Source organism: Microbacterium sp. CGR1, from assembly GCF_001266755.1.
GTDB lineage: Bacteria > Actinomycetota > Actinomycetes > Actinomycetales > Microbacteriaceae > Microbacterium.
Genome location: NZ_CP012299.1, coordinates 2,332,364 through 2,353,712 on the forward strand (window position 1 = coordinate 2,332,364; position 21,349 = coordinate 2,353,712).

Here is a 21,349-nt window from a genome sequence, read left to right on the forward strand (position 1 = left end):
CAGGATCGCGTGTCTGCACGTCACCACGGCCCCGCCACGATCCCCCGTGCGGGGGATGCCGCCGCATCCGCCCCGGCTCTACGGTAAGAGGATGTCTGCAGCGCCGTTCACCCGCATCCCCAGCGTCCGCGAGCAGCGCAGCGACCTCGTGCTCGCGGCGGTCATGTTCGTGGGCGCCGTCCTCAGCGCCGCTCTCTCGACCGTGGCCGACATCTACGGCGACACCCGGGCAGAACCGTGGACGGCTCTCGTCTACGCGGTCGCGGTCACCGCACCGCTGGCGGTGCGTCGGCGCTGGCCGGCCCCGGTCGCGATCGCCGTGTCGCTGGCATACTTCCTCGCCATCTCGTTCCAGGTGCCCGAGATCTATGTCGGCAACATCGCCATGTTCGTGTCGCTGTATACGGTCGGCGCCTGGATGAACAACCGCCGGGCCGCGATGATCGTGCGCATCGGCATTATCCTGGGTATGTTCGTCTGGCTGATCATCACGATGTACCGCGAAGCCATCGAAGAGGCGGCGAAGGCCGAGGTCGCGGCGGGACTCCTGTCTCCGTACCTCGCGTTCATGCTCATCCAGCTGCTGCTGAACGTGCTGTACTTCGGCGGCGCCTACTACTTCGGCGAGCGCTCCTGGCACGCCGCACGCGAACGCGCGGTGCTCGAGCAGCGCACGGCCGAACTCGAGCAGGAGCGCGAGGTGACCGCGGCGCAGGCCGTCGCCCTCGACCGCGTGCGCATCGCCCGAGAGCTGCATGACGTGGTCGCCCATCACGTGTCGGTCATGGGCGTGCAGGCGGGCGCCGCTCGTCTCGTGATCGATCAGGACCCTGCGAAGACCACGAGCATCCTCAGCGGCATCGAGGACTCCGCGCGCGATGCGATCCACGAGCTGCGGCAGTTGCTCGAGACGCTTCGCACACCCGGCGGCGAGACGGCGGATGCCGCGTCGACCGTGACGCTCGACGACATCCGCTCGTTGGTCGACGCGTCGTCGGAGGCGGGACTGCCCACCGACTATGCGGTGATCGGCACCCCGAGGCCCGTGCCCTCGGTCGTGTCCGTGAACCTGTATCGCATCACCCAGGAGTCGCTCACGAATGCCCGGCGTCATGCCGGCGTCGGCGCGACCGCCGATGTGCGCGTGCGCTACGACGATGACGGGGTCGAGGTCGAGATCGTCAACACCGGTCGCGCCGTGGCCGTGCTTCGCCCCGGACTCGGTCAGCTGGGCATGCGCGAGCGCGCCGCGGCATCCGGTGGCACGCTCGACGTCGCTCCTCGCGCGGCGGGAGGTCTGCGGGTGCGGGCTCGAGTTCCGCTGACCGGCGCCGGCGGCGCGCAGGCCGCGTCGCCGATCGAGACGGGTGTCTCCTCATGAGCGGGTCCGACGCACCCATCCGCGTTCTGCTCGTCGACGATCACGCGATGCTGCGAGCCGGATTCCGGACGATCCTCGACACGCAACCCGACATCACGGTGGTCGGCGAGGCGGCGACCGGCGCCGACGCCGTGGCGCAGGCATCCGCTCTGCGCCCCGACGTCATCACGATGGACGTGCAGATGCCCGACATGGACGGCATCGAGGCCACTCGGCGGATCGTCGCCGACCCGGAGGTCGGCGCGGCCATCGCGATCGTCACGACGTTCGATCGCGACGACTACCTCTATCAGGCGCTGGACGCCGGTGCGAGTGGCTTCCTGCTCAAGAACGCCGGCGCCGAGGATCTCATCGCCGCGGTGCGGGCCCTCGCCGCGGGCGACGGGATGCTGGCACCCGAGGTCACACGACGCGTACTGGCTCGGTTCACGACGGCCCCCGGACCGGCATCCGCACCGGCATCCGCCTCCGTGCCGTCGCAGGTCGCAGCGACCGTGCTCGCCGACCCGCTCACCGACCGTGAGGCGGAGGTGCTCGTGCTGCTGGCCGATGCGCGCAGCAACGCCGAGATCGCGAGCGCCCTGTTCATCGGAGAGGCGACGGTGAAGACGCACGTGTCGCGCATCCTGCAGAAGCTCGGCGCGCGCGACCGCGTGCAGGCCGTCGTCCTCGCGCACCGGATGGGATTGGCGTGACCTCGACACGCGATAGCCTCTGACGCATGCCGACCGCCGCGCCCCTCTCCCGACCGATCCTGGCCGGGGTGGTCACCGCGCTGGTCGGGTTCACGAGCTCGTTCGCCGTGGTGCTCACGGGCCTCAGCGCCGTCGGAGCGACCCCCGAGCAGGCCGCCAGCGGGCTGCTCGCGGTCAGCCTCACGATGGGGCTCGCCTGCGTCGTCCTCGCCTGGCGATATCGGATGCCGATCACCGTCGCCTGGTCGACTCCCGGCGCCGCCCTCCTCGCCGCCACCGGAGCAGTCGACGGCGGATGGTCGGCAGCCGTCGGCGCGTTCCTCGTCACGGCCGCGCTCATCCTGCTCACGGCGCTGTGGCCCGCTCTCGGCACCCTGATCGCCCGCATCCCTCCGTCCATCGCGCAGGCCATGCTCGCCGGAGTGCTCCTGCCCCTCTGTCTCGCACCGATCACCGGACTCGTGGCGAATCCGTGGGGCGTGGTTCCCGTGGTGATCACGTGGTTGGTCTTCGCGCGTCTCGCGCCGCGGTGGGCCGTGCCGCTCGCCTTCGTCGCGGCAGCAGTCGTGGTGGCCGTCTCGTTGGTGCAGGAGAGCACGGCAGTGGATGCCGGACTCCTCGTCCCCCGGATCGAGCTGACCGCCCCCACATTCACGGTCGGCGCTCTGGTCGGGGTGGCGCTGCCGCTGTTCATCGTGACGATGGCCTCGCAGAACGTGCCGGGCATCGCCATCATGCGCAGCTTCGGCTACGAGGTCCCCTGGCGTCCGGCGATGCTCGTCACGGGTGTCGGCACCGCGATCGGCGCGACGGCAGGCGGCCATGCGATCAACCTCGCGGCGATCAGCGCGGCCCTCGCCGCTTCACCCGACGCCGATCCCGACCCACGGCGCCGGTGGGTCGCCGGTGTCTCGACCGGCGTCTCGTACCTCGTGCTCGGCGGCTTCTCGGCAGCGTTCGCCGCACTGGTGCTGCTCGCTCCCGACGCAGTCATCCCGGCTGTCGCGGGGCTCGCGCTGTTCGCCGCCTTCGGGTCGTCGGTGCAGCAGGCGATCGACGACCCCGGCGAGCGCATCCCCGCCGTGGTGACCTTCCTGGTGGCGGCATCCGGCATCGCGGTGCTGGGCGTCAGCGCCGCATTCTGGGCTCTCGTGGCCGGACTCCTCGTGCGCACCGCTCTGCACGCCGGCCGTCGCTGACGCTGCGGAGAAGGCGCTCGGCTACCGTGGACGCGTGACAGTTCCCACGCCTGCTCCTGTGCCGTCGGCCGGTGCTCCCGCCGGGTCCTTCGACGCCCGCGCCCTGCTCGATCCGGTGAATTCCGCCGAGGTCGACGCGTTCGCACGCGCCCAGCGCACCGCTCACCCCACGTCGGCCGCACGGATCATCGCCTGGGTCGGCGTCGGATTCGCGCTGCTCTGCGTCGTTCCCATCTTCGGGATCATGATCCTCGGCCTCGGCTATGCGGTCGGTCAGGAGGCGGGGGTCGCCGTCGCCGCGCTCATCGGGCTCATGCTTCTCGCCGGCATCGTCGTCGGCGTCGTGATGCTCGTGCGCCGCAGCATCCGCCTGCGCAACATCACTCGCTTCCGCTTCGCGCGATTCGCCCGGGCCAACGCCATGAGCTATCTCGACCGCATCGACGAGCCGCCCCTGCCCGGCATGATCTTCTCGTCGGGCTCGAGTCGGATGTCGACCGACGTGCTGCGCGGCGTGGAGCCGCGTTTCGTCGAGTTCGGCAACTACCAGTACACGACCAGCAACGGCAAGCAGTCGACGACGCATCGCTGGGGATACGTCGCGGTCAAACTCGACGTGCCCCTGCCGAACATCGTGCTCGACGCGCTCGGCAACAACACGCTCGGCAGCACGCTCGCTGGCGCCTTCAGAAGCGACCAGCGCCTCTCGCTCGAGGGCGACTTCGACCGCTACTTCTCGCTCTACTGCCCGACGGGCTATGAGGTCGATGCGCTGTACCTGTTCACCCCCGATGTGATGGCGCGCTTCATCGACCACGCCGCGCAGCTCGACGTCGAGATCGTCGACGACTGGCTGTTCCTCTATGCACGACGCGATGTCTCGACCCTCGACCCGGCCACCTGGGCGTGGCTGTTCGGAGCCGTCGGGGCGCTTCTCACGAAGCTCGACCAGTGGGCGCGCTGGCGCGATGACCGGCTGCGGCTCACGCAGCATCCGGGATCCCCGGCAGCACTGCAGGGTCCAGGGCAGATTCCAGGGCAGCATCCTGGCCCTTATCCGGGAGCTCCCGCCCTGCCGTTCGCTGCGCCCGCAGGGCTGCTCACTCCCCGCCGCCGGGCGTCGCCCTGCCCGGCCAGCGCCTCCGGCGACGCAGCCCCTGGCTGATCGTCGGGATCATCGTCGGCGTCATGTTCGTCGTGACCATGGCCCCGTTCGCGCTCGGGATCCTCTCGGTGCTCTTCCTGCGTTGACGCGGGCTCTCCCCCGCACGGCGGACCACCGTCGCCTCCCGCGCTGCGCAACTCCACCCGCAGATCCGCCACGTGGGGGATGCCGCGGTCCCGCACCGCGCCATAGCGTGAAGGCATGACCACAGGAAAGCTCGTACTCACCGGCATCACCAAGAGCTACGGCTCTCGGCGCGTGCTCGACGACGTCTCATTCGAGGTGGCGCCGGGGCGCCTCACCGGGTTCGTCGGCGGCAACGGCGCCGGCAAGACCACGACCATGCGCATCGTCCTCGGGCTGCTCGGCTCCGACGGGGGCACCGTCGCACTCGACGGTCGGCCGCTGTCGAGCACCGACCGGCGCCACTTCGGCTACATGCCCGAAGAGCGCGGCCTCTACCCGAAGATGAAGGTGCTCGAGCAGATCGTCTACCTCGCCCGTCTGCACGGCTTCAGCAAGGCGGATGCCGAGTCGCGCGCGACCGCGCTGCTCACCGAGCTGGGACTCGGCGAGCGCCTGGGAGACACGATCGAGTCGCTGTCGCTCGGCAACCAGCAGCGCGCGCAGATCGCCGCCGCCCTCGTGCACGACCCCGAGGTGCTCATCCTCGACGAGCCGTTCTCAGGCCTCGACCCGCTCGCGGTCGACGTCGTCGCATCGGTGCTCCAGGCGAGCGCCGCCAAGGGCGCGTCGATCCTGTTCTCCTCGCACCAGCTCGATGTGGTCGAGCGGCTCTGCGACGACCTGGTGATCCTCGCCGGCGGCACGATCCGCGCGGCCGGCTCGCGCGACGGGCTGCGCGCTCAGCACGCCGGCGACCGCTACGAGCTGGTCTCCGCCGGGGATGCCGGCTGGCTGCGCGCCGAGCCCGGCGTGACCGTGATCGATTTCGAGGGCGGCTACGCCCTGTTCGACGCCGAAGACGCCGACACCGCGCAGCGCGTGCTGCGCACCGCCGTCGAACGCGGAGACGTCGCGAGCTTCGCCCCCAAGCATCCGTCCCTCGCCCAGATCTTCAAGGAGGTCATCCAGTGAGCACCTCGAACACCACCGGGTCTGCAGGCTCGCCCTCGCAGGCATCGATGATCTGGCTCGTCGCCGAGCGGGAGATCGGGTCGAAGCTGCGCAGCAAGGCGTTCCTGATCTCCACCGGAATCCTGCTGCTGCTCGCCCTCGCCGGCATCGTGATCGGGGGGTTCGCGAGCAAGAACACCGATGCGATGCCCGTCGCAGTGACCTCCGAGACGGCATCCGAGGTGTCGGCTCTCCCCTCAGTCGAGATCACCGAGGTCGCCGACCAGGCCGCGGCCGAAGAGCTCGTGCGATCGGAGAAGGTCGACGCCGCGGTGCTCCCCGGCGACGGACCGACCGGGGTGACGATCATCGCTCTCAAGGACGCCCCGACCAGCCTCGTGTCGGCGCTGTCGCAGGCACCCGACATCGAGATCCTCGAACCGGCCACGACGAACCCGCTGCTGCGGTACTTCATCGCGATCGCGTTCGGAGTCGTCTTCATGGGTGCGGCGGCGACCTTCGGCGGCACCATCGCGCAGAGCGTCGTGGAGGAGAAGCAGACCCGCGTGGTCGAGATCCTGCTGTCGACCATCTCGGCCCGCACGCTGCTGGCGGGCAAGGTGATCGGCAACACGATCCTCGCGATGGGTCAGATCCTCGCCCTCGCCGCGGTCGCCACCATCGGTCTCATAGCGACGGGTCAACGCGAGGTGCTGTCGACCCTCGGCGCCCCGATCATCTGGTTCGCCGTGTTCTTCCTCTTCGGCTTCATCCTGCTGGCGGCCCTGTTCGCCGCTGCCGCATCGATGGTCTCGCGTCAGGAGGACATCGGCTCGACCACCACCCCGATCACGATGCTGATCATGGCGCCGTACATCCTGGTCATCTTCTTCAACGACAACCCGCTGGTGCTGACGATCATGTCGTACGTGCCGTTCTCGGCTCCGGTCGGCATGCCGATGCGGCTGTTCGTCGGCGAGGCGCAGTGGTGGGAGCCGCTGCTCAGCCTCGTGATCCTGCTCGCCAGCTGCGTCGCGGCGATCATGATCGGCGCGAAGATCTACGAGAACTCGCTGCTGCGCATGGGGTCGCGGGTCAAGCTCGGCGAGGCGCTGCGCGGCTGAGGTCGCTCGGACACCCCTCCATCGACGAGGCCCCACCCCGCAGACGTCTGCAGGGTGGGGCCTCGTCGTTCAGACGGTCACAGTCCGGGATCAGATCAGGCCCTCCGACAGGGTCGTGGGGTTGCCGAACCGGTGGTTCGTGATCGAGACGGCCTGCTCGTGCAGGAACGGCAGCATCTCGACGCGACCCGCACCCGTCACGGCGTGCGACCAGACGGCGACATCAGGCGTGCCGCCGAGGGCCTCGAACAGGGCCGACGCATCGCCGCCGACCAGGCGCACGCGCTGCCAGGTGTGCTCGGCCTTCGCCGCGGCCTTCGCGTAGCGCTTGACCCAGGCGGCGTCGTTCTCGATCTTCGGAGTCACGCCCTGCGCGCGCAGCGCCTTCTCGACGCGAGACGGCAGAGCGGATGCCGACACCGTGAACGGGCTGCCGCTGCGCAGCGCAGAGGCGATCACGCGGATGCCGTCGGCGAGCGACGCCGCCTCGGCGATGCGCACGTCGACGGCGACCGGGCGGTACCGGAACACGTTGCGCTCGACACCGAGACCGGACTTGTCGCTCACGGCGCCGAACTCGTCGACCCAGGCACGCTCGTCGGACGCGGCGGCGCGATGCAGCCACTCGATCTCGACGGCGCCGAGGTCTGCACCCGCAGCGGCGAGCACGGCCTCGACGGCCGAGTTCACGGCGGCGCCGGGCGCTGCGGCGGGAAGTTCGGCCGGGGCCCACTCTCCGAGGCCGAACAGGTAGTTCGGGCCACCGGCCTTCGCGCCGGCACCGACCGCGGAGCGCTTCCAGCCGCCGAACGGCTGACGCTGCACGATCGCGCCGGTGATGCCGCGGTTGACGTAGAGGTTGCCGGCCTCGACCTGGTCGAGCCAGGTGGCGACCTCATCGGAGTCGAGCGAGTGGATGCCGGCGGTGAGGCCGTAGTCGACGGCATTCTGCAGGCGGATCGCCTCGTCGAGGTCCTTCGCGCGCATGACGCCGAGCACGGGTCCGAAGAACTCCGTCAGGTGCGTGGTCGAGCCCGGAGCGACGCCGATCTTCACGCCGGGAGTCCACTGACGCCCCTCGTCGTCGAGCTTCTTCGGCTCGACGAGCCAGCGCTCGCCCTTTTCGAGAGTCGTCAGCGCCGTGAGCAGCTTGCCGTTCGCCGGCTCGATGATCGGTCCCATCTGGGTCGCCGGGTCGTCGGGCAGGCCGACGCGCATCGAGGTGACGGCGTCGACCAGCTGACGCTCGAAGCGCTGCGAGTCGGCGACCGAGCCCACGAGGATCGCGAGCGATGCCGCCGAGCACTTCTGCCCCGCGTGGCCGAACGCGCTGCGGGCGACGTCGGCGGCCGCGAGGTCGAGGTCGGCCGACGGCGTCACGATGATCGCGTTCTTGCCGCTGGTCTCGGCGAGCAGCGGCAGGTCGGAGCGGAACGAGCGGAACAGCTGCGCCGTCTCGTAGGCACCGGTGAGGATGACCCGGTCGACCTCGGGGCTGGCGACGAGACGCGTGCCGAGATCGCGGTTCGCGAGATCGACGAGGGCGAGCAGGTCACGCGGCACACCGGCCGCCCACAGCGCCTCGACCATGACCGCGCCGCAGCGCTGCGTGAGCTTGGCGGGCTTGATGATCACACCGGAGCCCGAGGCGAGGCCGGCGAGCACTCCACCGGCGGGGATCGCGACCGGGAAGTTCCACGGCGGCGTCACGACGGTGACCTTCGACGGGACGAACTCCGCACCCGAGACGTTCTCGAGGTCGAGGGCACGCTCGGCGTAGTAGTGCGCGAAGTCGATCGCCTCCGAGACCTCCGGGTCGGCCTCGGCGATGGTCTTGCCCGCCTCGTGGGCCATGATCTCGATCAGCTGGCCGCGACGGGCGGCGAGCTCGTCGCCCGCGCGGTGCAGCACGGCCGCACGCTCGGCGGCCGGCAGGGCGGCCCACCGCACGGCGGCGGCGGATGCGGCGGCGAAGATGCCGTCGAGCTCGTCGGTCGTCTCGACCTTGGCGAGAGCGATCGAGTCGAGACCCAGTGTCGACTCCAGCGACCGCGCCAGGATCTCGCGACCCCAGGTGCGGTTCGCGGCGATCGCCGGGTCGCTGTCGGGCTGGTTCTCGAAACCGGTGGTCACCTCACCGCCGGCACCCGCGGCGGCCTCGGCCGCACGGTCCTGCACGCGGTTCGACGAGGGCACGGAGCGGTCGGCCTCGAGACCGGCCAGGGAGCGCTCGAAGCGCTCACGCTCGCGAGTGAGCAGTGCGGGGTCCGATGCGAGCTCGAACACGGCCGACATGAAGTTCTCCGGGCTCGCGTTCTCCTCGAGGCGGCGCACGAGGTACGCGATGGCCACGTCGAACTCGGCCGGGTTCACCACGGGCGTGTAGAGCAGCAGCTGACCGACGTCCTTGCGGACGGCCTCGGCCTGACCCGTCGCCATGCCGAGGAGCATCTCGTACTCGACGGCATCCGTCACCCCGCGGGCCTGCGCCAGCAGCCAGGTGTAGGCGATGTCGAAGAGGTTGTGTCCCGCGACACCGATGCGCACGGCATCCAGTCGATCGGGCGTCATCGACCAGTCGAGCACCCGCTTGTAGTTCGTGTCGGAATCCTGCTTGGTGCCGTAGGTGGCGAGCGGCCAGCCGTGCACCGCCGAGTCGACGTGCTCCATGGCGAGGTTCGCGCCCTTGACGACGCGCACCTTGATCGGCGCACCGCCCTTCGCGCGGCGAGCCGAGGCCCACTCCTGGAGATGCTGCATCGCGCCGAGCGCATCGGGCAGGTAGGCCTGCAGCACGATCCCGGCCTCGAGGTTCTCGAGCCCGGGCTGGTCGAGGATGCTGGTGAACGCCGCGATCGTCAGGTCGAGGTCGCGGAACTCCTCCATGTCGAGGTTGATGAACTTGGTCTTGCCGGCGGCCTCCGAGGTCGCGGCGAGCTCGTACAGCGGGGTGAGCTTCTCGACGACGTCGGCCACGGCCTCGTCGAACGACCACATCGACAGCTGGCTGACGACGCTCGACACCTTGATCGACACGTAGTCCACGTCCTTGCGGGCGAGGAAGTCGTAGGTGCCCTGCAGGCGGCGGCCGGCCTCACGCTCGCCGAGCACCGCCTCGCCGAGGAGGTTGAGGTTCAGGCGGTTGCCGCTCTTGCGCAGCTTCGCGATCGCCGGGCCGAGCTTCGACGGCGTCGCGTCGAGCACGAGGTGCCCGACCATCGCGCGCAGCACGCGGCGCGAGATCGGCACGACGACGCCGGGCAGCTTCGGCGCCCAGAAGCCGCCGGTCTTGATCGCGGCGCGGAGGTAGCCGGGCAGCAGCGAGGGCGTGATGTCCGAGAGGTCGGCGAGAGCGCGGCCGGCGACACTGAGGTCTTCCGGGCGCATCACGCCGTCGACGAAGCCGACCGTGAAGGCGAGTCCGTTCGGGTCCTTGAGAACCTCGGAGAGACGCTGCGCTGCGGGCTCGACGGGGTGCGTCTCGCTCTCGGTGAGCCAACGCTGCACGAGGGCGGCGACCTCGTCGGTGCTCGGCGTGGTGTCGGGGGTGGTGGTGTCGGCGACGACAGTCATCGGGATGAGCCTTCCAGGGGGATCGCACACCCGGGAACGTGTGCGGCTCGATCATTGTCAGCCTCGCCGGTAGGCTACGTCTATCAACCGATTCGGGACCATTCTGTTCAGCCGGAGTGAACGATGGGGACGACTCCGAAAGGCTCAGGATGCTCGACGTCAACCGACTGCGGATGCTGGTCGAACTGTCTCGTCGCGGCACGCTCTCGGCCGTCGCCGATGCGCTCTCGTACAGCAAGGCTTCGGTGTCGCAGCAGCTCAGCGCCCTCGAACGAGACGTCGGCGTCCCGCTGCTCCGCCGGGTGGGGCGCGGCGTGCAGTTCACCCCGCAGGGCACCGTGCTCGTGGCCGAGGCGATCGGCATCCTCGATCAGCTCGAACACGCCGAGGTGGCGGTCGCCGAGTCGCTCACCGAGGTGACCGGCACCGTGCACATCGCGGTCTTCCAATCGACGGCGCACTCCCTGCTCCCCGGGGCGCTCAACGCGCTGCGCGAGCAGCATCCGGCCCTGCGCGTGGAGGTCACCGAGAGCGATCCCGAGACCGGGCTCGTCGGCGTCTCGAGCCGCGACTTCGACCTGATCCTCGCCGAGCAGTACCCCGGTCGCACCCGCCCGATCCACGCCGATCTCGATCGGGTGGTGCTCGTGCACGACTCCATCACGCTGGCCAGGAAGCCGGGGACCCGGGATGCCGAGGACGCCGTCGCCGCGCTCTGGTCGACCAGGGATGCGCCGTGGGTGCTCGAACCCGCAGGCACGGCGTCGCGAGCCTGGGCCGAGCAGCTGTGCCGCACCGCCGGCTTCGAGCCCGACGTGCGCTTCGAGGTCGCCGATCTCACGGCGCACGTGCGTCTGATCCGCGCCGGTCTCGCCGTCGGACTCCTTCCCGAGCTCGTGTGGGCCGGCGAGGCACCGACCGTCGCGCTCACGCCGCTGCCCGATGAGCCACGTCGGGAGATCTTCTCCTCCGCTCGTCGGGTATCGGCCGCAGCGCCGTCGATCCGTGCGGTGCGGCGAGCTCTCGCCTCCGCCGCATCCCGCAACCTGCTGGACTGAGCGCGGATCGTCCCCCGACGTCATCTCGCGTCATCGGGAATATGCGTTCACATACATCTGTTGAGACCCTCGTACCCGGACGAAGGAGTCCGATCGACTCCTTTTCGAAAGGCACTTCCGTGAGCACTCCCGTGATCGACCGCACCGCCCCCACCGAGCACCCCGTCCTCGACGTCCTCGCCGGGCGCTGGAGCCCCCGCGCCTACGACGCCGAGACCACGATCGACGACGCCAAGCTGAACGCCGCCCTCGAGGCCGCACGCTGGTCGCCGTCGGCCTACAACCTGCAGCCGTGGCGGTTCATCGTCGCTCGCCGCGGCACCGCACTGTTCGACCAGGTCGTCGACTCGCTGGTCGAGTTCAACCAGCTCTGGGCCTCGAAGGCCTCGGCGCTCGTCGTCGCGATCGCCGAGACCGAGTCCGAAGAGGGCAAGGCGATCAGCCACGCGGTCTACGACCTCGGCCAGGCCGTCGCGCACTTCTCGGTGCAGGCCCACCACGAGGGTCTTCTCGTGCACCAGATGAGCGGCTTCGACCCCGAGGTCATCCGCGAGTTCGCCGACCTGTCGCCGCGATTCTCCGCCCTCACCGTCATCGCTGTCGGTGAGCTCGGTGACGCCGCCGGTCTTCCTGAAGGACTCCAGCAGGGCGAGGTCGCCCCGCGCGTGCGTCGCCCGATCGACGAGACCGTCATCCTCAGCGCCTGACGCATCGCCCACGGGCGACACACAAGAGGGGCGGATGCCATGGCATCCGCCCCTCTTGTCATGCCCGGGGGTGACCGAGGCACATGGCCGGGTCCTACTCGTCGAGCAGCTCGGCGTCGATCACATCGTCGTCGTCGGATCCGAGATCGGGCTCGGGCTCGGGTGACGTCGACGTGAGCATGAGCCCGCTGCCGTCGACCGCGACGTCGACCCTGACCAGGTCGCCGTCGTGCACGCCGCCCGAGAGCAACGCCGTGGCCAGCTTGTTCTGCACCTCGGTCTGGATGAGACGCCGCAGCGGCCGGGCGCCGAACATCGGGTCGTAGCCGCGCTCGGCGAGCCACGACCGCGCGTCGGGCGTGACCGCCAGAGTGAGTCGCCGATCGCGCAGGCGGTCGTGCAGCTGGTCGATCGACAGCTCGACGATCTGCGCCAGGTCGTCCTGACTGAGCGCGGAGAACATCACGATGTCGTCGAGACGGTTGAGGAACTCGGGCCGGAACGCCTGGTGCACGAGCGCCATCACCTGCTCGCGCTTCTCATCGGGCGACAGCGTCGGATCGATGAGGATCGGCGAACCGAGGTTCGAGGTGAGGATCAGGATGACGTTCGAGAAGTCGACCGTGCGGCCCTGTCCGTCGGTCAGTCGACCGTCGTCGAGAACCTGCAGCAGCACGTCGAAGACCTCGGGGTGCGCCTTCTCGACCTCGTCGAGCAGTACGACGCTGTAGGGACGCCGTCGCACCGCCTCGGTCAGCTGACCGCCCTGCTCATAGCCCACGTACCCGGGAGGGGCTCCGACGAGCCGGGAGACGGAGTGCTTCTCGCCGTACTCCGACATGTCGATGCGCACCATGGCGCGCTCGTCGTCGAACAGGAAGTCGGCCAGGGCCTTCGCCAGCTCGGTCTTTCCGACACCGGTCGGGCCGAGGAACAGGAACGATCCGGTCGGGCGACCGGGGTCGCTGATGCCCGCACGCGAGCGCCGCACGGCATCGGAGACGGCCTTCACGGCATCCTTCTGTCCGATCAGGCGCTTGCCGAGCTCGGATTCGAGGTGTAGCAGTCGCTCGCTCTCACCCTGCAGCAGTCGCCCGACGGGGATGCCGGTCCATGCGGCGATCACGGCGGCGATGTCCTCGTCGGTGACCTGCTCGTTGACCATGCGACCCTCGGTCGACACCGTCGCCTCGGCCTGCTCGGCCTCGGCGATGTCGCGTTCGAGGTGCTTGATCGTCTCGTACTCGAGCTTCGAGGCGCGCGTGTAGTCGGCCTCCCGCATCGCGAGGTCGCGCTGGGTGATCGCATCGTCGAGCTGCTTCTTCAGGTCGCCGACACGGTTGAGGCCCTGGCGCTCGCGCGCCCAGCGGGCTTCGAGCTCGGCGAGCTGCGCCTCCATGCCCACGAGCTGCTCGCGGAGGGCCGCGAGCCGCTCTTTCGACGCGGCGTCCTTCTCGCGCTTGAGCGCCAGCTCTTCGAGCTTCATGCGGTCGACCTGACGCTTCAGCTGGTCGATCTCGACCGGAGACGAATCGATCTCCATCTTGAGCCGCGACATCGACTCGTCGATCAGGTCGATCGCCTTGTCGGGAAGCTGCCTGGCCGGCAGGTACCGGTTCGACAGTGCCGCGGCGGCGACCAGCGCGCTGTCGGCGATCGTCACCCCGTGATGCGCTTCGTAGCGGCCCTTGAGCCCCCGGAGGATCGCGATGGTGTCCTCGACCGTGGGCTCACCGACGTAGACCTGCTGGAAGCGACGCTCGAGAGCGGCGTCCTTCTCGATGAACTCCCGATACTCGTTGAGAGTCGTCGCGCCGATCAGCCGCAGCTCGCCCCTGGCCAGCATCGGCTTGAGCATGTTCGACGCCGCGACCGAGCCTTCGCCGCCGCCCGCGCCCATGAGCACGTGCAGCTCGTCGATGAAGGTGATGATCTGCCCGTCGGATTCGGTGATCTCCTTGAGGACGCTCTTCAGCCGCTCCTCGAACTGGCCGCGGTACATCGCCCCGGCGACGAGGGCCGAAATGTCGAGCGACACGAGCTCCTTGTCCTTGAGCGACTCGGCGACGTCACCCGCCACGATGCGCTGGGCGAGCCCCTCGACGACGGCCGTCTTGCCGACGCCGGGCTCGCCGATCAGCACGGGGTTGTTCTTCGTGCGACGGGTGAGCACCTGGCTGACTCGACGGATCTCGCTGTCTCGCCCGATCACGGGGTCGAGCTTGCCCTGTCGGGCACGGTCGGTCAGATTGATACCGAACTGCTGGAGGGCGGACTGCTGGTCATCGTTCTGGGGACTGCTCTGCGGGCTTGGCATGTGTTCCTCCTGGGGGGACTCCTTCGGGTCGGCATCCACAAAGTTGAGTGGATGTGACTCAAGTTTAGCGCATTCTGCGCGCGGTATCCAGGATCACGCGGGCTACCTCGCGCTTCGACCCCGCGGCGGATGCCACGACCTCACCTCCCGCCCCGACGATCTCGAGCGCGTTGTCGCGCTTCTCGAAGCCGTGATCGGCGTTCGCGAGGTTCACCGCGAGCAGGTCGACGCCCTTGCGCTCACGCTTGCGGCGAGCGCGCTCGCGACGTTCGTCCGCGTCCTCCGAGGTCTCGGCCGCGAAGGCGACGATGGTCTGCCCCTGCGGCGCACGGCCGTCGGCGCGGGATGCCGCGAGCGCGGCGACCACGTCCTCGTTCTCGACCAGGTCGAGGTGCGTGAGCACGCCCTGCTCCTTCGTGAGCTTGTGCTCCGACACCGTCGCTGGGCGGTAGTCGGCGACGGCGGCGGCCATGATGACGATGTCGGCAGCCCCGGCGGCATCCTTCATCGCGTCGGCGAGCTCGGCCGCGGTCCCGACCGGGACGACCCTGACGGACGGATGCCGGGCATCGGCCAGCACATCCGCTGAGATGTTGGCGGCGACCAGCGTGACGTTCGCGCCGCGGGCTGCGGCGTCCACCGCGAGCGCGATGCCCTGTCGGCCGCTCGACCGGTTGCCGAGGAAGCGCACGGGATCGATCGGCTCCCTGGTGCCGCCCGCGGACACGACCACACCCAGCCCGTCGAGGTCACGCGGCGCGAGGAGCGCGAGGGCCGCCTCGAAGATCTGCTCCGGCTCCGACATGCGGCCGGGCCCGCTGTCGCCCCCGGCGAGCTCGCCGTCGGACGGGCCGACCAGATGCACTCCGCGCGACCTCAGGGTCGCGATGTTCGCCTGCGTGGCGGCGTTGCGCCACATCTCGGCGTGCATGGCCGGCGCGATGAGCACCGGAGCCTCGGTCGCGAGCAGCGTGGTGCCGAGCAGATCGTCCGCGATGCCCGCGGTGATCTTCGCGATCGAGTTCGCGGTCGCGGGGGCGACGATCACCAGGTCGGCGTTCTGGCCCAGTGCGACATGACGCACCCGCGCGACGTCGTCATGCACGCTCGTCGTGACCGGATGCCGGCTCAGAGCCTCCCACGTCGGGGTGCCGACGAATCGCAGGGCGTCCTCGGTCGGAACGACGGTCACCTCGTGTCCGGCCTTCGTCAGCAGACGCACCAGGTGCACTGTCTTGTATGCGGCGATGCCACCCGTAACCCCGACGACGATGTTCACGGTTCGATTCTGCCCCAGCATCCGACGTCGCGGGCCCGGGACTGCGACGCGCTTCTAGACTGGATCCCGTGTGCACCGTGGTGATCGATGTGGCCGGATCCGAGACCGCGCGACTGCTCGCGGTGCGCGATGAAGACCCGCAACGGGAGTGGGATGCCCTCGGCGAATGGTGGCCGGACGCCTACCCCGGGGTCTCGGGCATCCGCGACCGGCGTGCCGGTGGCGCGTGGCTCGCGGTGAATGCGGCGGACAGACGACTCGCGGTGCTGCTGAACCGCGCCGACGTCGTGGATCTCGCGGCAGACATCGCCGTCTCTCGCGGTTCGCTCGCCCTCGAATCGGTCATGGGGCTGTCCCCCGTGGCTCCGCTTCCCATGCACGGCTACAACCTGCTCGAGGTTCGGCCGGAGGGAGCGCGCGTGCTGAGCTGGGACGGCGTGGAGCTGCGCGAGACACCGCTCGGCGACGGCATCCACATGATCGCGCACGACGACCTCGACGACCTCGGCACTCCCCGGATCGCGGCGTGGCTGCCTGAGTTCCGGGCGCTCGGGCCCGCGGCCGACAGCGGCGACTGGACCGGCGAGTGGACGACCCTGCTCGCCTCGTCGGCACGGTTGGACCCGGAGGACGATCGGGCGATCATCCGCGACAACCGTCCGCACGGCTACCCGACCCAGTCGCTGCTGTACTGCACCGCCGCGGTCACCCCCGACGGGGTCGACGTCGACTATCGCGCACTTCCCAGCCCCGGCCACTGGGACCACTGAGCAGCGTGCTCCGCTGAGCGCCGCGTGCGTCGCGCCGTGCAGCGTGCGTCGCTGAGCGCAGCGTGCGTCGCGCAGTGCCGCGCTCAGGCCGCAGACGACTCGCCGTCGTCGGCGCACGAGAAGCGCGCACGGTAGGCCGTCGGGGTGGTGCCGAGCACCCGCGAGAAGTTCTGCCGCAGCACGGCCGCCGACCCGAAGCCGCACTCGTCGGCGATCTGCTCGAGCGACAGATCGCTGCGCTCGAGCATCCGCTGGGCGTGCAGCACACGCTGCCGCGCCAGCCAGGCCGCCGGAGTCGCGCCGTACTCCGCCTTGAACCGTCGGGCGAACGTGCGGGGAGACATGAGCGCGCGGGCCGCGAGCTGGTCGACGCCGAGATCGTCGCGGAGGTGCGCGACGGCCCAGTCCGCGACGGCGGCGAGCGAATCGTTCTGGGCGACAGGGATCGGACGGTCGATGAACTGCGCCTGGCCTCCGTCGCGCTGCGGCGGCACGACCATGCGACGGGCGATGCGGTTGGTGAGTTCTGCCCCGAGCTCGATCCGCAGCAGGTGCAGGCAGGCGTCGATGCCCGCCGCCGTGCCTGCGCTCGTGATGATGCGGTCGTCCTGCACGAAGAGCACGTCGGGGTCGATGTCGATCTCGGGATACATCTCGGCCATCACGTCGGAGTACATCCAGTGCGTGGTCGCCCGACGCCCGTCGAGCACTCCGGCGGCGCCGAGGATGAAGGATCCGCTGCAGATCGTCAGCACCCAAGCGCCGCGCGCGACCGCGTCGCGGGCGACCTCGAGGAGCAGCGGGTCGATCTGCGTCCAGTACTCCCGGGGAACCGGACACAGGATGACGAGGTCCGCTTCGTAGGCGAACGACAGGTCATGCTCGACGTTGATCGAGAAGCCGAGCTTCGACTGCACGACACCGGGGTGCGGAGCGACGACCCGGAAGTCGAAGTTCGGGACCCCGTCGTTCGACCGGTCCAGTCCGAACGCCTCGCAGGCGAGGCCGAACTCGAACGGCGCGAATCCGTCTTGGACGACGCAGGCGACGGTCTTCATCATGGCGCTCTCCCGGTTTGGCAGTTTTCCTACGTGCAGAGTCTATTCTGCCACTCGTGGCAGATCAACAGTGATCGTAGCGTTTCTGCCATGTTCCTCATCATCGCACTCATAGCCCTCGCCGTGTGGGCTCTCGTGTCCACGGTCATCGAACTCCGCCGCGACGGATACCGACGCGTTCCCACTGACTGGTCCCGCGTCGCCGATCGAGACGCGCTCGACCGAGCGGAGACCGGGCGCGTCTATCGCTGAACCGGAGCGGAATCTCCCTGCGCGCCGGCATGCGCGGCTACGCTCGTGTGCATGAGCGAGCCCCAGCAGCCTCCCGCGCAGCCACACGGAACTCCCCCGGACTACGCGGGCTCGCACTATCCGGCGCAGCCGGTACCGCAGCCGGCACCGCAGCCGACGCAACCGCAGCACGCGCCGCACGACGGCCAGCCGCACGCCGGACAGCCCTACCCCGGACAGCAGCATGCCGGACAGCCCTATGCCGGACAAACATATGCCGGACAGCCGTACCCGGGCGAGCAGCGTCCGGCCCAGCCCGGAGCCGGCCTCGGGCGCACCGCCTTCCTCCTCGCTCTGGTCTCGCTCGCGATCGGGCTTGTCGTCACGCTGTCGTACCCTCTGATGTTCCGGATGACGGGCGACCCCTTCGCGATCGGCGCGTTCTCGGCGATCGGCAACGGACTCGTGCTGGTCGTCGCCGTCGTCGGACTCATCCTCGGCCTGATGTCGGTGCGACGACCGGGGCCGAAGATCCTCGCCGGCATCGCGATCGGCGTCACCGCATCGCAGCTCGTCGGAATCGTCATCTCGTGGGTGTCGAATCTCTTCTACGCGCTTCCCTTCTGACCGTCCGGAGATTCGATGAGCGACCAGCAGCAGAACCCAGACGCCCCCCAGGATTCGGGCAGGCCATATACGCAGCCGGGCCAGCCGTACGCGCAACCCGGCCAGCCCTATGCGCAACCCGGCCAGCCGTACGCGCAACCCGGCCAGCCCTCCGGACAGCCCGCCCAGCCCTACGGAGTCCCGACGCCGCCGTACGCATCAGGGCAGACAGCACCGCGGCCCGGGAGCCTCGGTCGCACCGCGTTGATCGTGGCGGTGAGTGCCGCGGCCGTGGGGCTCTTCTTCCAGATCGTCACCCCGTTCATGTACATGAGCGTCGGCTACCAGTTCGTCGATCTGCTGTCGAACCTCGTGAATCTCATCGTGCTGGCCGGCGCGGGTGCCGGTCTGGTGCTGGGACTCATCGCGCTTCGGCGCCCGGCACCTCACCTGCTCGCGGCGATCGCGATCGGCGTGGGCGGCAGCGCCGTCGTCGGCACCCTCGTCTCGTGGGTGTCGAACCTGTTCTACTACTTCGGGTTCTGAGTGCGAGAGTCGGCCGCGAGCACGCGGTCATAGACCTCGATCATCGCGGCGGTGCGCGACGACTGACGGAACGACTCCGAGACTTCGCGCATGGGCAGAGGTGCGGTGCCGGCAGCGATGTCGGATGCCGCGCGGCGCAGCGTCTCGACGAGACCCGCCCGTCGCTGGTCCTCGGTGCCTGACGCACCCGGGACAGCCCAGAGACCGCCACCCAGCTCTGCGGCGATGTCGGGGTCGCTGATCACAGACGGCGTGCCGAGCGTCGCCGCCTCGAACGGCGTCATCCCCTGCGTCTCGAAGCCGATCGAGGTCTGCACGAGCGCGTCAGCGGCGGCGATTCGCGCCAGCGTGTCGGGATAGCTGAGCTTGCCGGCGAATCGGACCGTCGGCAGGTCCTCGACGATCTTCTCGGCCGCGGCTCGCTGGGCGCCTCCGCCGATGATCTCGAGATCGGCATCGACTCCCGATTCGACGAAGGCCTCGAGGAAGGGGAGCAGTCGCTTCTCGGGGCTCATGCGCCCGAGCCAGACGAAACGGGGGCGCCCCGGTTCACGCTCGCCGGGGGCGGCGGCGAGGGTCGCGTCGCGGATGTCGTCGTCGATGCCGTTCCACACCACATCGACCGGACTGAATACCCCATGCTCTTCGAGGCGTCGGGCGAAGTGGGTCGACGGCGCTGTCACCGCTGACGCGCCGCCTGCGATTCCACGCAGGAACGCCCAGCCGTCACTGCCGCCGATCGTCGGCACCACCCCCGCGAGCGCCCGGCGCCGCCAGATGTTCAACGCAGAGAGCACCGGCCTATGCAGCGGGGTGACCGCGGCGATCCCCACGTCCACGCGGTTGTGCATGGTGTGCACGACGGGAATGCCGTGTCGAGCCGCATATCGGTGCCCGATGAACGCACCCCAGAAGTCCGCCTGGACATGCACGAGATCCACGGGCGGTCGATGCGTCAGCGCCCGATCGAGGAAGCGATCCGTGCGGCGTCCGGGCCAGCTCATCGAATACTCGCGGTCGACGGTGATCGGCACCGACGGCAGGTCGAGGTTCGAGGGATCGGTGCCGCGTGCAGCCCGCGATCCGTGCATCTTCGGTGCCACGACGGTCACGGTGTGGCCTGCGCGCTCGAGGAACTCGCGCTGCAGCCGCATCGACACCTGCGCCCCGCCGAGCGAGTCGAGGTGCTGATCGCCGAAGAAGACGATGTGCATGGCGGGTGCCGTCACTCGGGCAGGGGCTCGTCGCGGTACAGCGCCTCGAAGGTGTCGAGCGTGCGGTTGATGTCGTGGATCGCGACGCCGTCGAGGGATGCCTGCTGCATGCGGGCGTACTCCCCGGGTGACGCGGTCAGCACATCGGTGAGCCGCGCCGCCAGGGCATCGGCATTGCCCGGTTCGAACAGGTAGCCGTTCTCGCCGTCGTGCACGAGGTGCGGCAGTGCGACAGCATCCGCCGCGACGATCGGGAGCGCTGAGGCCATGGCTTCCATCGTCGCGATCGACTGCAGCTCGGCGATCGAGGCGATCGTGAAGACGGAGGCACGCGAGAGCAGCGCCCGCAGTTCCTCATCGCTGGTGCGTCCGTGGAACGTCACGCGGTCGGCGAGGCCGAGTTGGTGCGAGAGATTCTCGAGCTGCTTGCGCTGGTCCCCGCCGCCGACGATGTCGAACGTGGCGTGCAGTGCGGGGTCGAGCTTCGTCATCGCCTGCAGGATGACCTCGACCTGCTTCTCGGCGGTCAGTCGGCCGACGAAGATGATGCGATTCGCGTCACGGGGTGCGACGACCGGCGTGTACTGGGTGCGGTCGATGCCGCAGCTGACGGGAATGACGTTCTCGACGGCGACGGTGCGCTCGAGGAAGTCGGCTGCTCGACGCGTCGGCGTCGTGATCGCGCGGGTCAGTGCGAAGGTGCGCTTCGCGTCTCCCCACGCCCACCGCAGCACAAGATCGTCGATGAACTTCGGCATCGTGGTGTGGTCGAGGATGTTCTCGGCCATCACATGGTTCGTCGCGATCACCGGGATGCCCCGCTCGTGGGCGATGCGCGAGAGGCCGCGACCGATCACGATGTGCGACTGGATGTGCACGACGTCGGGCTGCACGTCGTCGATGATCTTGCGGGCGTAGTGCTTCACGCGCCACGGCCAGACGAAGCGCAGCCAGTCGTGCGGAGCCCAGCGCACCGAGGGCAGTCGGTGAAGAGTCATCGGCTCGCCCTCGATGACCTCCGTCCGCGCGGGCGTGCGGCGGTAGACCAGGTTCGGGGCGACGACATGCACGTCGTGGCCGCGCTGCACGAGACCGGCGGCGAGGCGCTCGGCGAAGCGCGCGGCACCGTTGATGTCGGGCGCGAAGGTGTCGCATCCGATCAGGATGCGCAGTGGACGGGGTCCCGTGTGGGGAGCGACGTCGGAAGCACTCGTCGGATCGGAGGTAGAGGAGGACATTCTGCCTTACGGTACGGCGGCCAGGGGAGCCCGATCGGGCGCTCGCCACTCTACCCGAGGGGCTTGTTCGAGCTGCTGAGGCATACCGGCATCCCTCAGCCTCACCCCCTA

At 69.5% G+C, this 21,349-nt stretch carries 18 protein-coding genes; 12 read left to right on the top strand and 6 right to left on the bottom strand.

Annotated elements, in window-relative coordinates; translation table 11 throughout:
• Positions 1-91 precede the first annotated feature (91 nt).
• The 6 genes from AKG07_RS11260 to AKG07_RS11285 all read left to right on the top strand — a co-directional run bounded on the left by AKG07_RS11260 (position 92) and on the right by AKG07_RS11285 (position 6,641).
• Positions 92-1,381: a sensor histidine kinase gene (locus AKG07_RS11260; RefSeq protein ID WP_053098029.1), complete on the top strand. Its 1,290-nt coding sequence runs from the start codon at positions 92-94 to the stop codon at positions 1,379-1,381.
• A complete protein-coding gene (locus tag AKG07_RS11265) occupies positions 1,378-2,076 on the top strand; it encodes a response regulator (protein WP_053098030.1) in 699 nt (232 codons plus the stop codon). The genes AKG07_RS11260 and AKG07_RS11265 overlap by 4 nt, the downstream gene beginning before the upstream one ends.
• A gap of 26 nt (positions 2,077-2,102) precedes the next feature.
• Positions 2,103-3,275 (top strand): benzoate/H(+) symporter BenE family transporter, encoded by a 1,173-nt coding sequence (locus AKG07_RS11270; protein ID WP_053098031.1) that lies wholly within the window; start codon positions 2,103-2,105, stop codon positions 3,273-3,275.
• A gap of 34 nt (positions 3,276-3,309) precedes the next feature.
• The gene (locus AKG07_RS11275) at positions 3,310-4,440 is read left to right on the top strand and encodes a hypothetical protein (RefSeq protein WP_233277250.1); all 1,131 of its coding nucleotides are present in this window, start codon (positions 3,310-3,312) and stop codon (positions 4,438-4,440) included.
• A 201-nt stretch (positions 4,441-4,641) separates the two neighbouring features.
• Entirely contained in the window at positions 4,642-5,538 is an 897-nt protein-coding gene (locus AKG07_RS11280; protein WP_053098032.1) for an ABC transporter ATP-binding protein, read from the top strand.
• 47 nt (positions 5,539-5,585) lie between these two features.
• On the top strand, positions 5,586-6,641 hold the full coding sequence (locus AKG07_RS11285) for an ABC transporter permease (protein ID WP_053099273.1): 1,056 nt from the start codon (positions 5,586-5,588) through the stop codon (positions 6,639-6,641).
• A 90-nt stretch (positions 6,642-6,731) separates the two neighbouring features.
• Here the strand turns inward: AKG07_RS11285 and AKG07_RS11290 are convergent, their stop codons facing one another.
• The gene (locus AKG07_RS11290; RefSeq protein ID WP_053098033.1) at positions 6,732-10,214 is read right to left on the bottom strand and encodes a bifunctional proline dehydrogenase/L-glutamate gamma-semialdehyde dehydrogenase; all 3,483 of its coding nucleotides are present in this window, start codon (positions 10,212-10,214) and stop codon (positions 6,732-6,734) included.
• Between the two features lie 149 nt (positions 10,215-10,363).
• Between AKG07_RS11290 and AKG07_RS11295 the strand changes: the two genes are divergently transcribed.
• Together AKG07_RS11295 and AKG07_RS11300 are read left to right on the top strand one after the other, a co-directional pair.
• Positions 10,364-11,272, top strand: a complete 909-nt coding sequence (locus AKG07_RS11295; RefSeq protein ID WP_053098034.1) for a LysR substrate-binding domain-containing protein — start codon at positions 10,364-10,366, stop codon at positions 11,270-11,272.
• A 119-nt stretch (positions 11,273-11,391) separates the two neighbouring features.
• Positions 11,392-11,979 carry a nitroreductase family protein gene (locus AKG07_RS11300; RefSeq protein WP_053098035.1) on the top strand — a complete coding sequence of 196 codons (588 nt, stop codon included), beginning with the start codon at positions 11,392-11,394 and terminating at the stop codon, positions 11,977-11,979.
• A 94-nt stretch (positions 11,980-12,073) separates the two neighbouring features.
• Here the strand turns inward: AKG07_RS11300 and AKG07_RS11305 are convergent, their stop codons facing one another.
• Positions 12,074-14,296, bottom strand: a complete 2,223-nt coding sequence (locus AKG07_RS11305) for an ATP-dependent Clp protease ATP-binding subunit (protein WP_082297910.1) — start codon at positions 14,294-14,296, stop codon at positions 12,074-12,076.
• A 64-nt stretch (positions 14,297-14,360) separates the two neighbouring features.
• Complete coding sequence (coaBC, locus tag AKG07_RS11310; RefSeq protein WP_053099274.1) at positions 14,361-15,575, bottom strand: bifunctional phosphopantothenoylcysteine decarboxylase/phosphopantothenate--cysteine ligase CoaBC; 1,215 nt, start codon at positions 15,573-15,575, stop codon at positions 14,361-14,363.
• A 68-nt stretch (positions 15,576-15,643) separates the two neighbouring features.
• Here coaBC and AKG07_RS11315 point away from each other — a divergent pair, with 68 nt between their 5' ends.
• Positions 15,644-16,345: an NRDE family protein gene (locus AKG07_RS11315; protein WP_082297911.1), complete on the top strand. Its 702-nt coding sequence runs from the start codon at positions 15,644-15,646 to the stop codon at positions 16,343-16,345.
• An 83-nt stretch (positions 16,346-16,428) separates the two neighbouring features.
• Here the strand turns inward: AKG07_RS11315 and AKG07_RS11320 are convergent, their stop codons facing one another.
• On the bottom strand, positions 16,429-17,403 hold the full coding sequence (locus AKG07_RS11320) for a GlxA family transcriptional regulator (RefSeq protein ID WP_171822003.1): 975 nt from the start codon (positions 17,401-17,403) through the stop codon (positions 16,429-16,431).
• A gap of 90 nt (positions 17,404-17,493) precedes the next feature.
• On the opposite strand from AKG07_RS11320, the gene AKG07_RS17885 reads away from it, so the two are divergent.
• Genes AKG07_RS17885 through AKG07_RS17475 form a run of 3 tightly spaced genes read left to right on the top strand, consistent with a single transcriptional unit; the run spans position 17,494 to position 18,786 of the window.
• Positions 17,494-17,655, top strand: a complete 162-nt coding sequence (locus AKG07_RS17885; RefSeq protein ID WP_171821952.1) for a hypothetical protein — start codon at positions 17,494-17,496, stop codon at positions 17,653-17,655.
• 51 nt (positions 17,656-17,706) lie between these two features.
• Positions 17,707-18,261 (top strand): hypothetical protein, encoded by a 555-nt coding sequence (locus AKG07_RS11325; RefSeq protein ID WP_150115127.1) that lies wholly within the window; start codon positions 17,707-17,709, stop codon positions 18,259-18,261.
• A 15-nt stretch (positions 18,262-18,276) separates the two neighbouring features.
• Positions 18,277-18,786 carry a hypothetical protein gene (locus AKG07_RS17475; protein WP_082297912.1) on the top strand — a complete coding sequence of 170 codons (510 nt, stop codon included), beginning with the start codon at positions 18,277-18,279 and terminating at the stop codon, positions 18,784-18,786.
• Here AKG07_RS17475 and AKG07_RS11335 read toward each other — a convergent pair.
• On the bottom strand, positions 18,771-20,015 hold the full coding sequence (locus tag AKG07_RS11335) for a glycosyltransferase family 4 protein (protein ID WP_308418029.1): 1,245 nt from the start codon (positions 20,013-20,015) through the stop codon (positions 18,771-18,773). The two genes, AKG07_RS17475 and AKG07_RS11335, sit on opposite strands and share 16 nt — an antisense overlap.
• The gene (locus AKG07_RS11340) at positions 20,012-21,238 is read right to left on the bottom strand and encodes a glycosyltransferase (protein ID WP_053098039.1); all 1,227 of its coding nucleotides are present in this window, start codon (positions 21,236-21,238) and stop codon (positions 20,012-20,014) included. The genes AKG07_RS11335 and AKG07_RS11340 overlap by 4 nt, the downstream gene beginning before the upstream one ends.
• Positions 21,239-21,349: the final 111 nt, after the last annotated feature.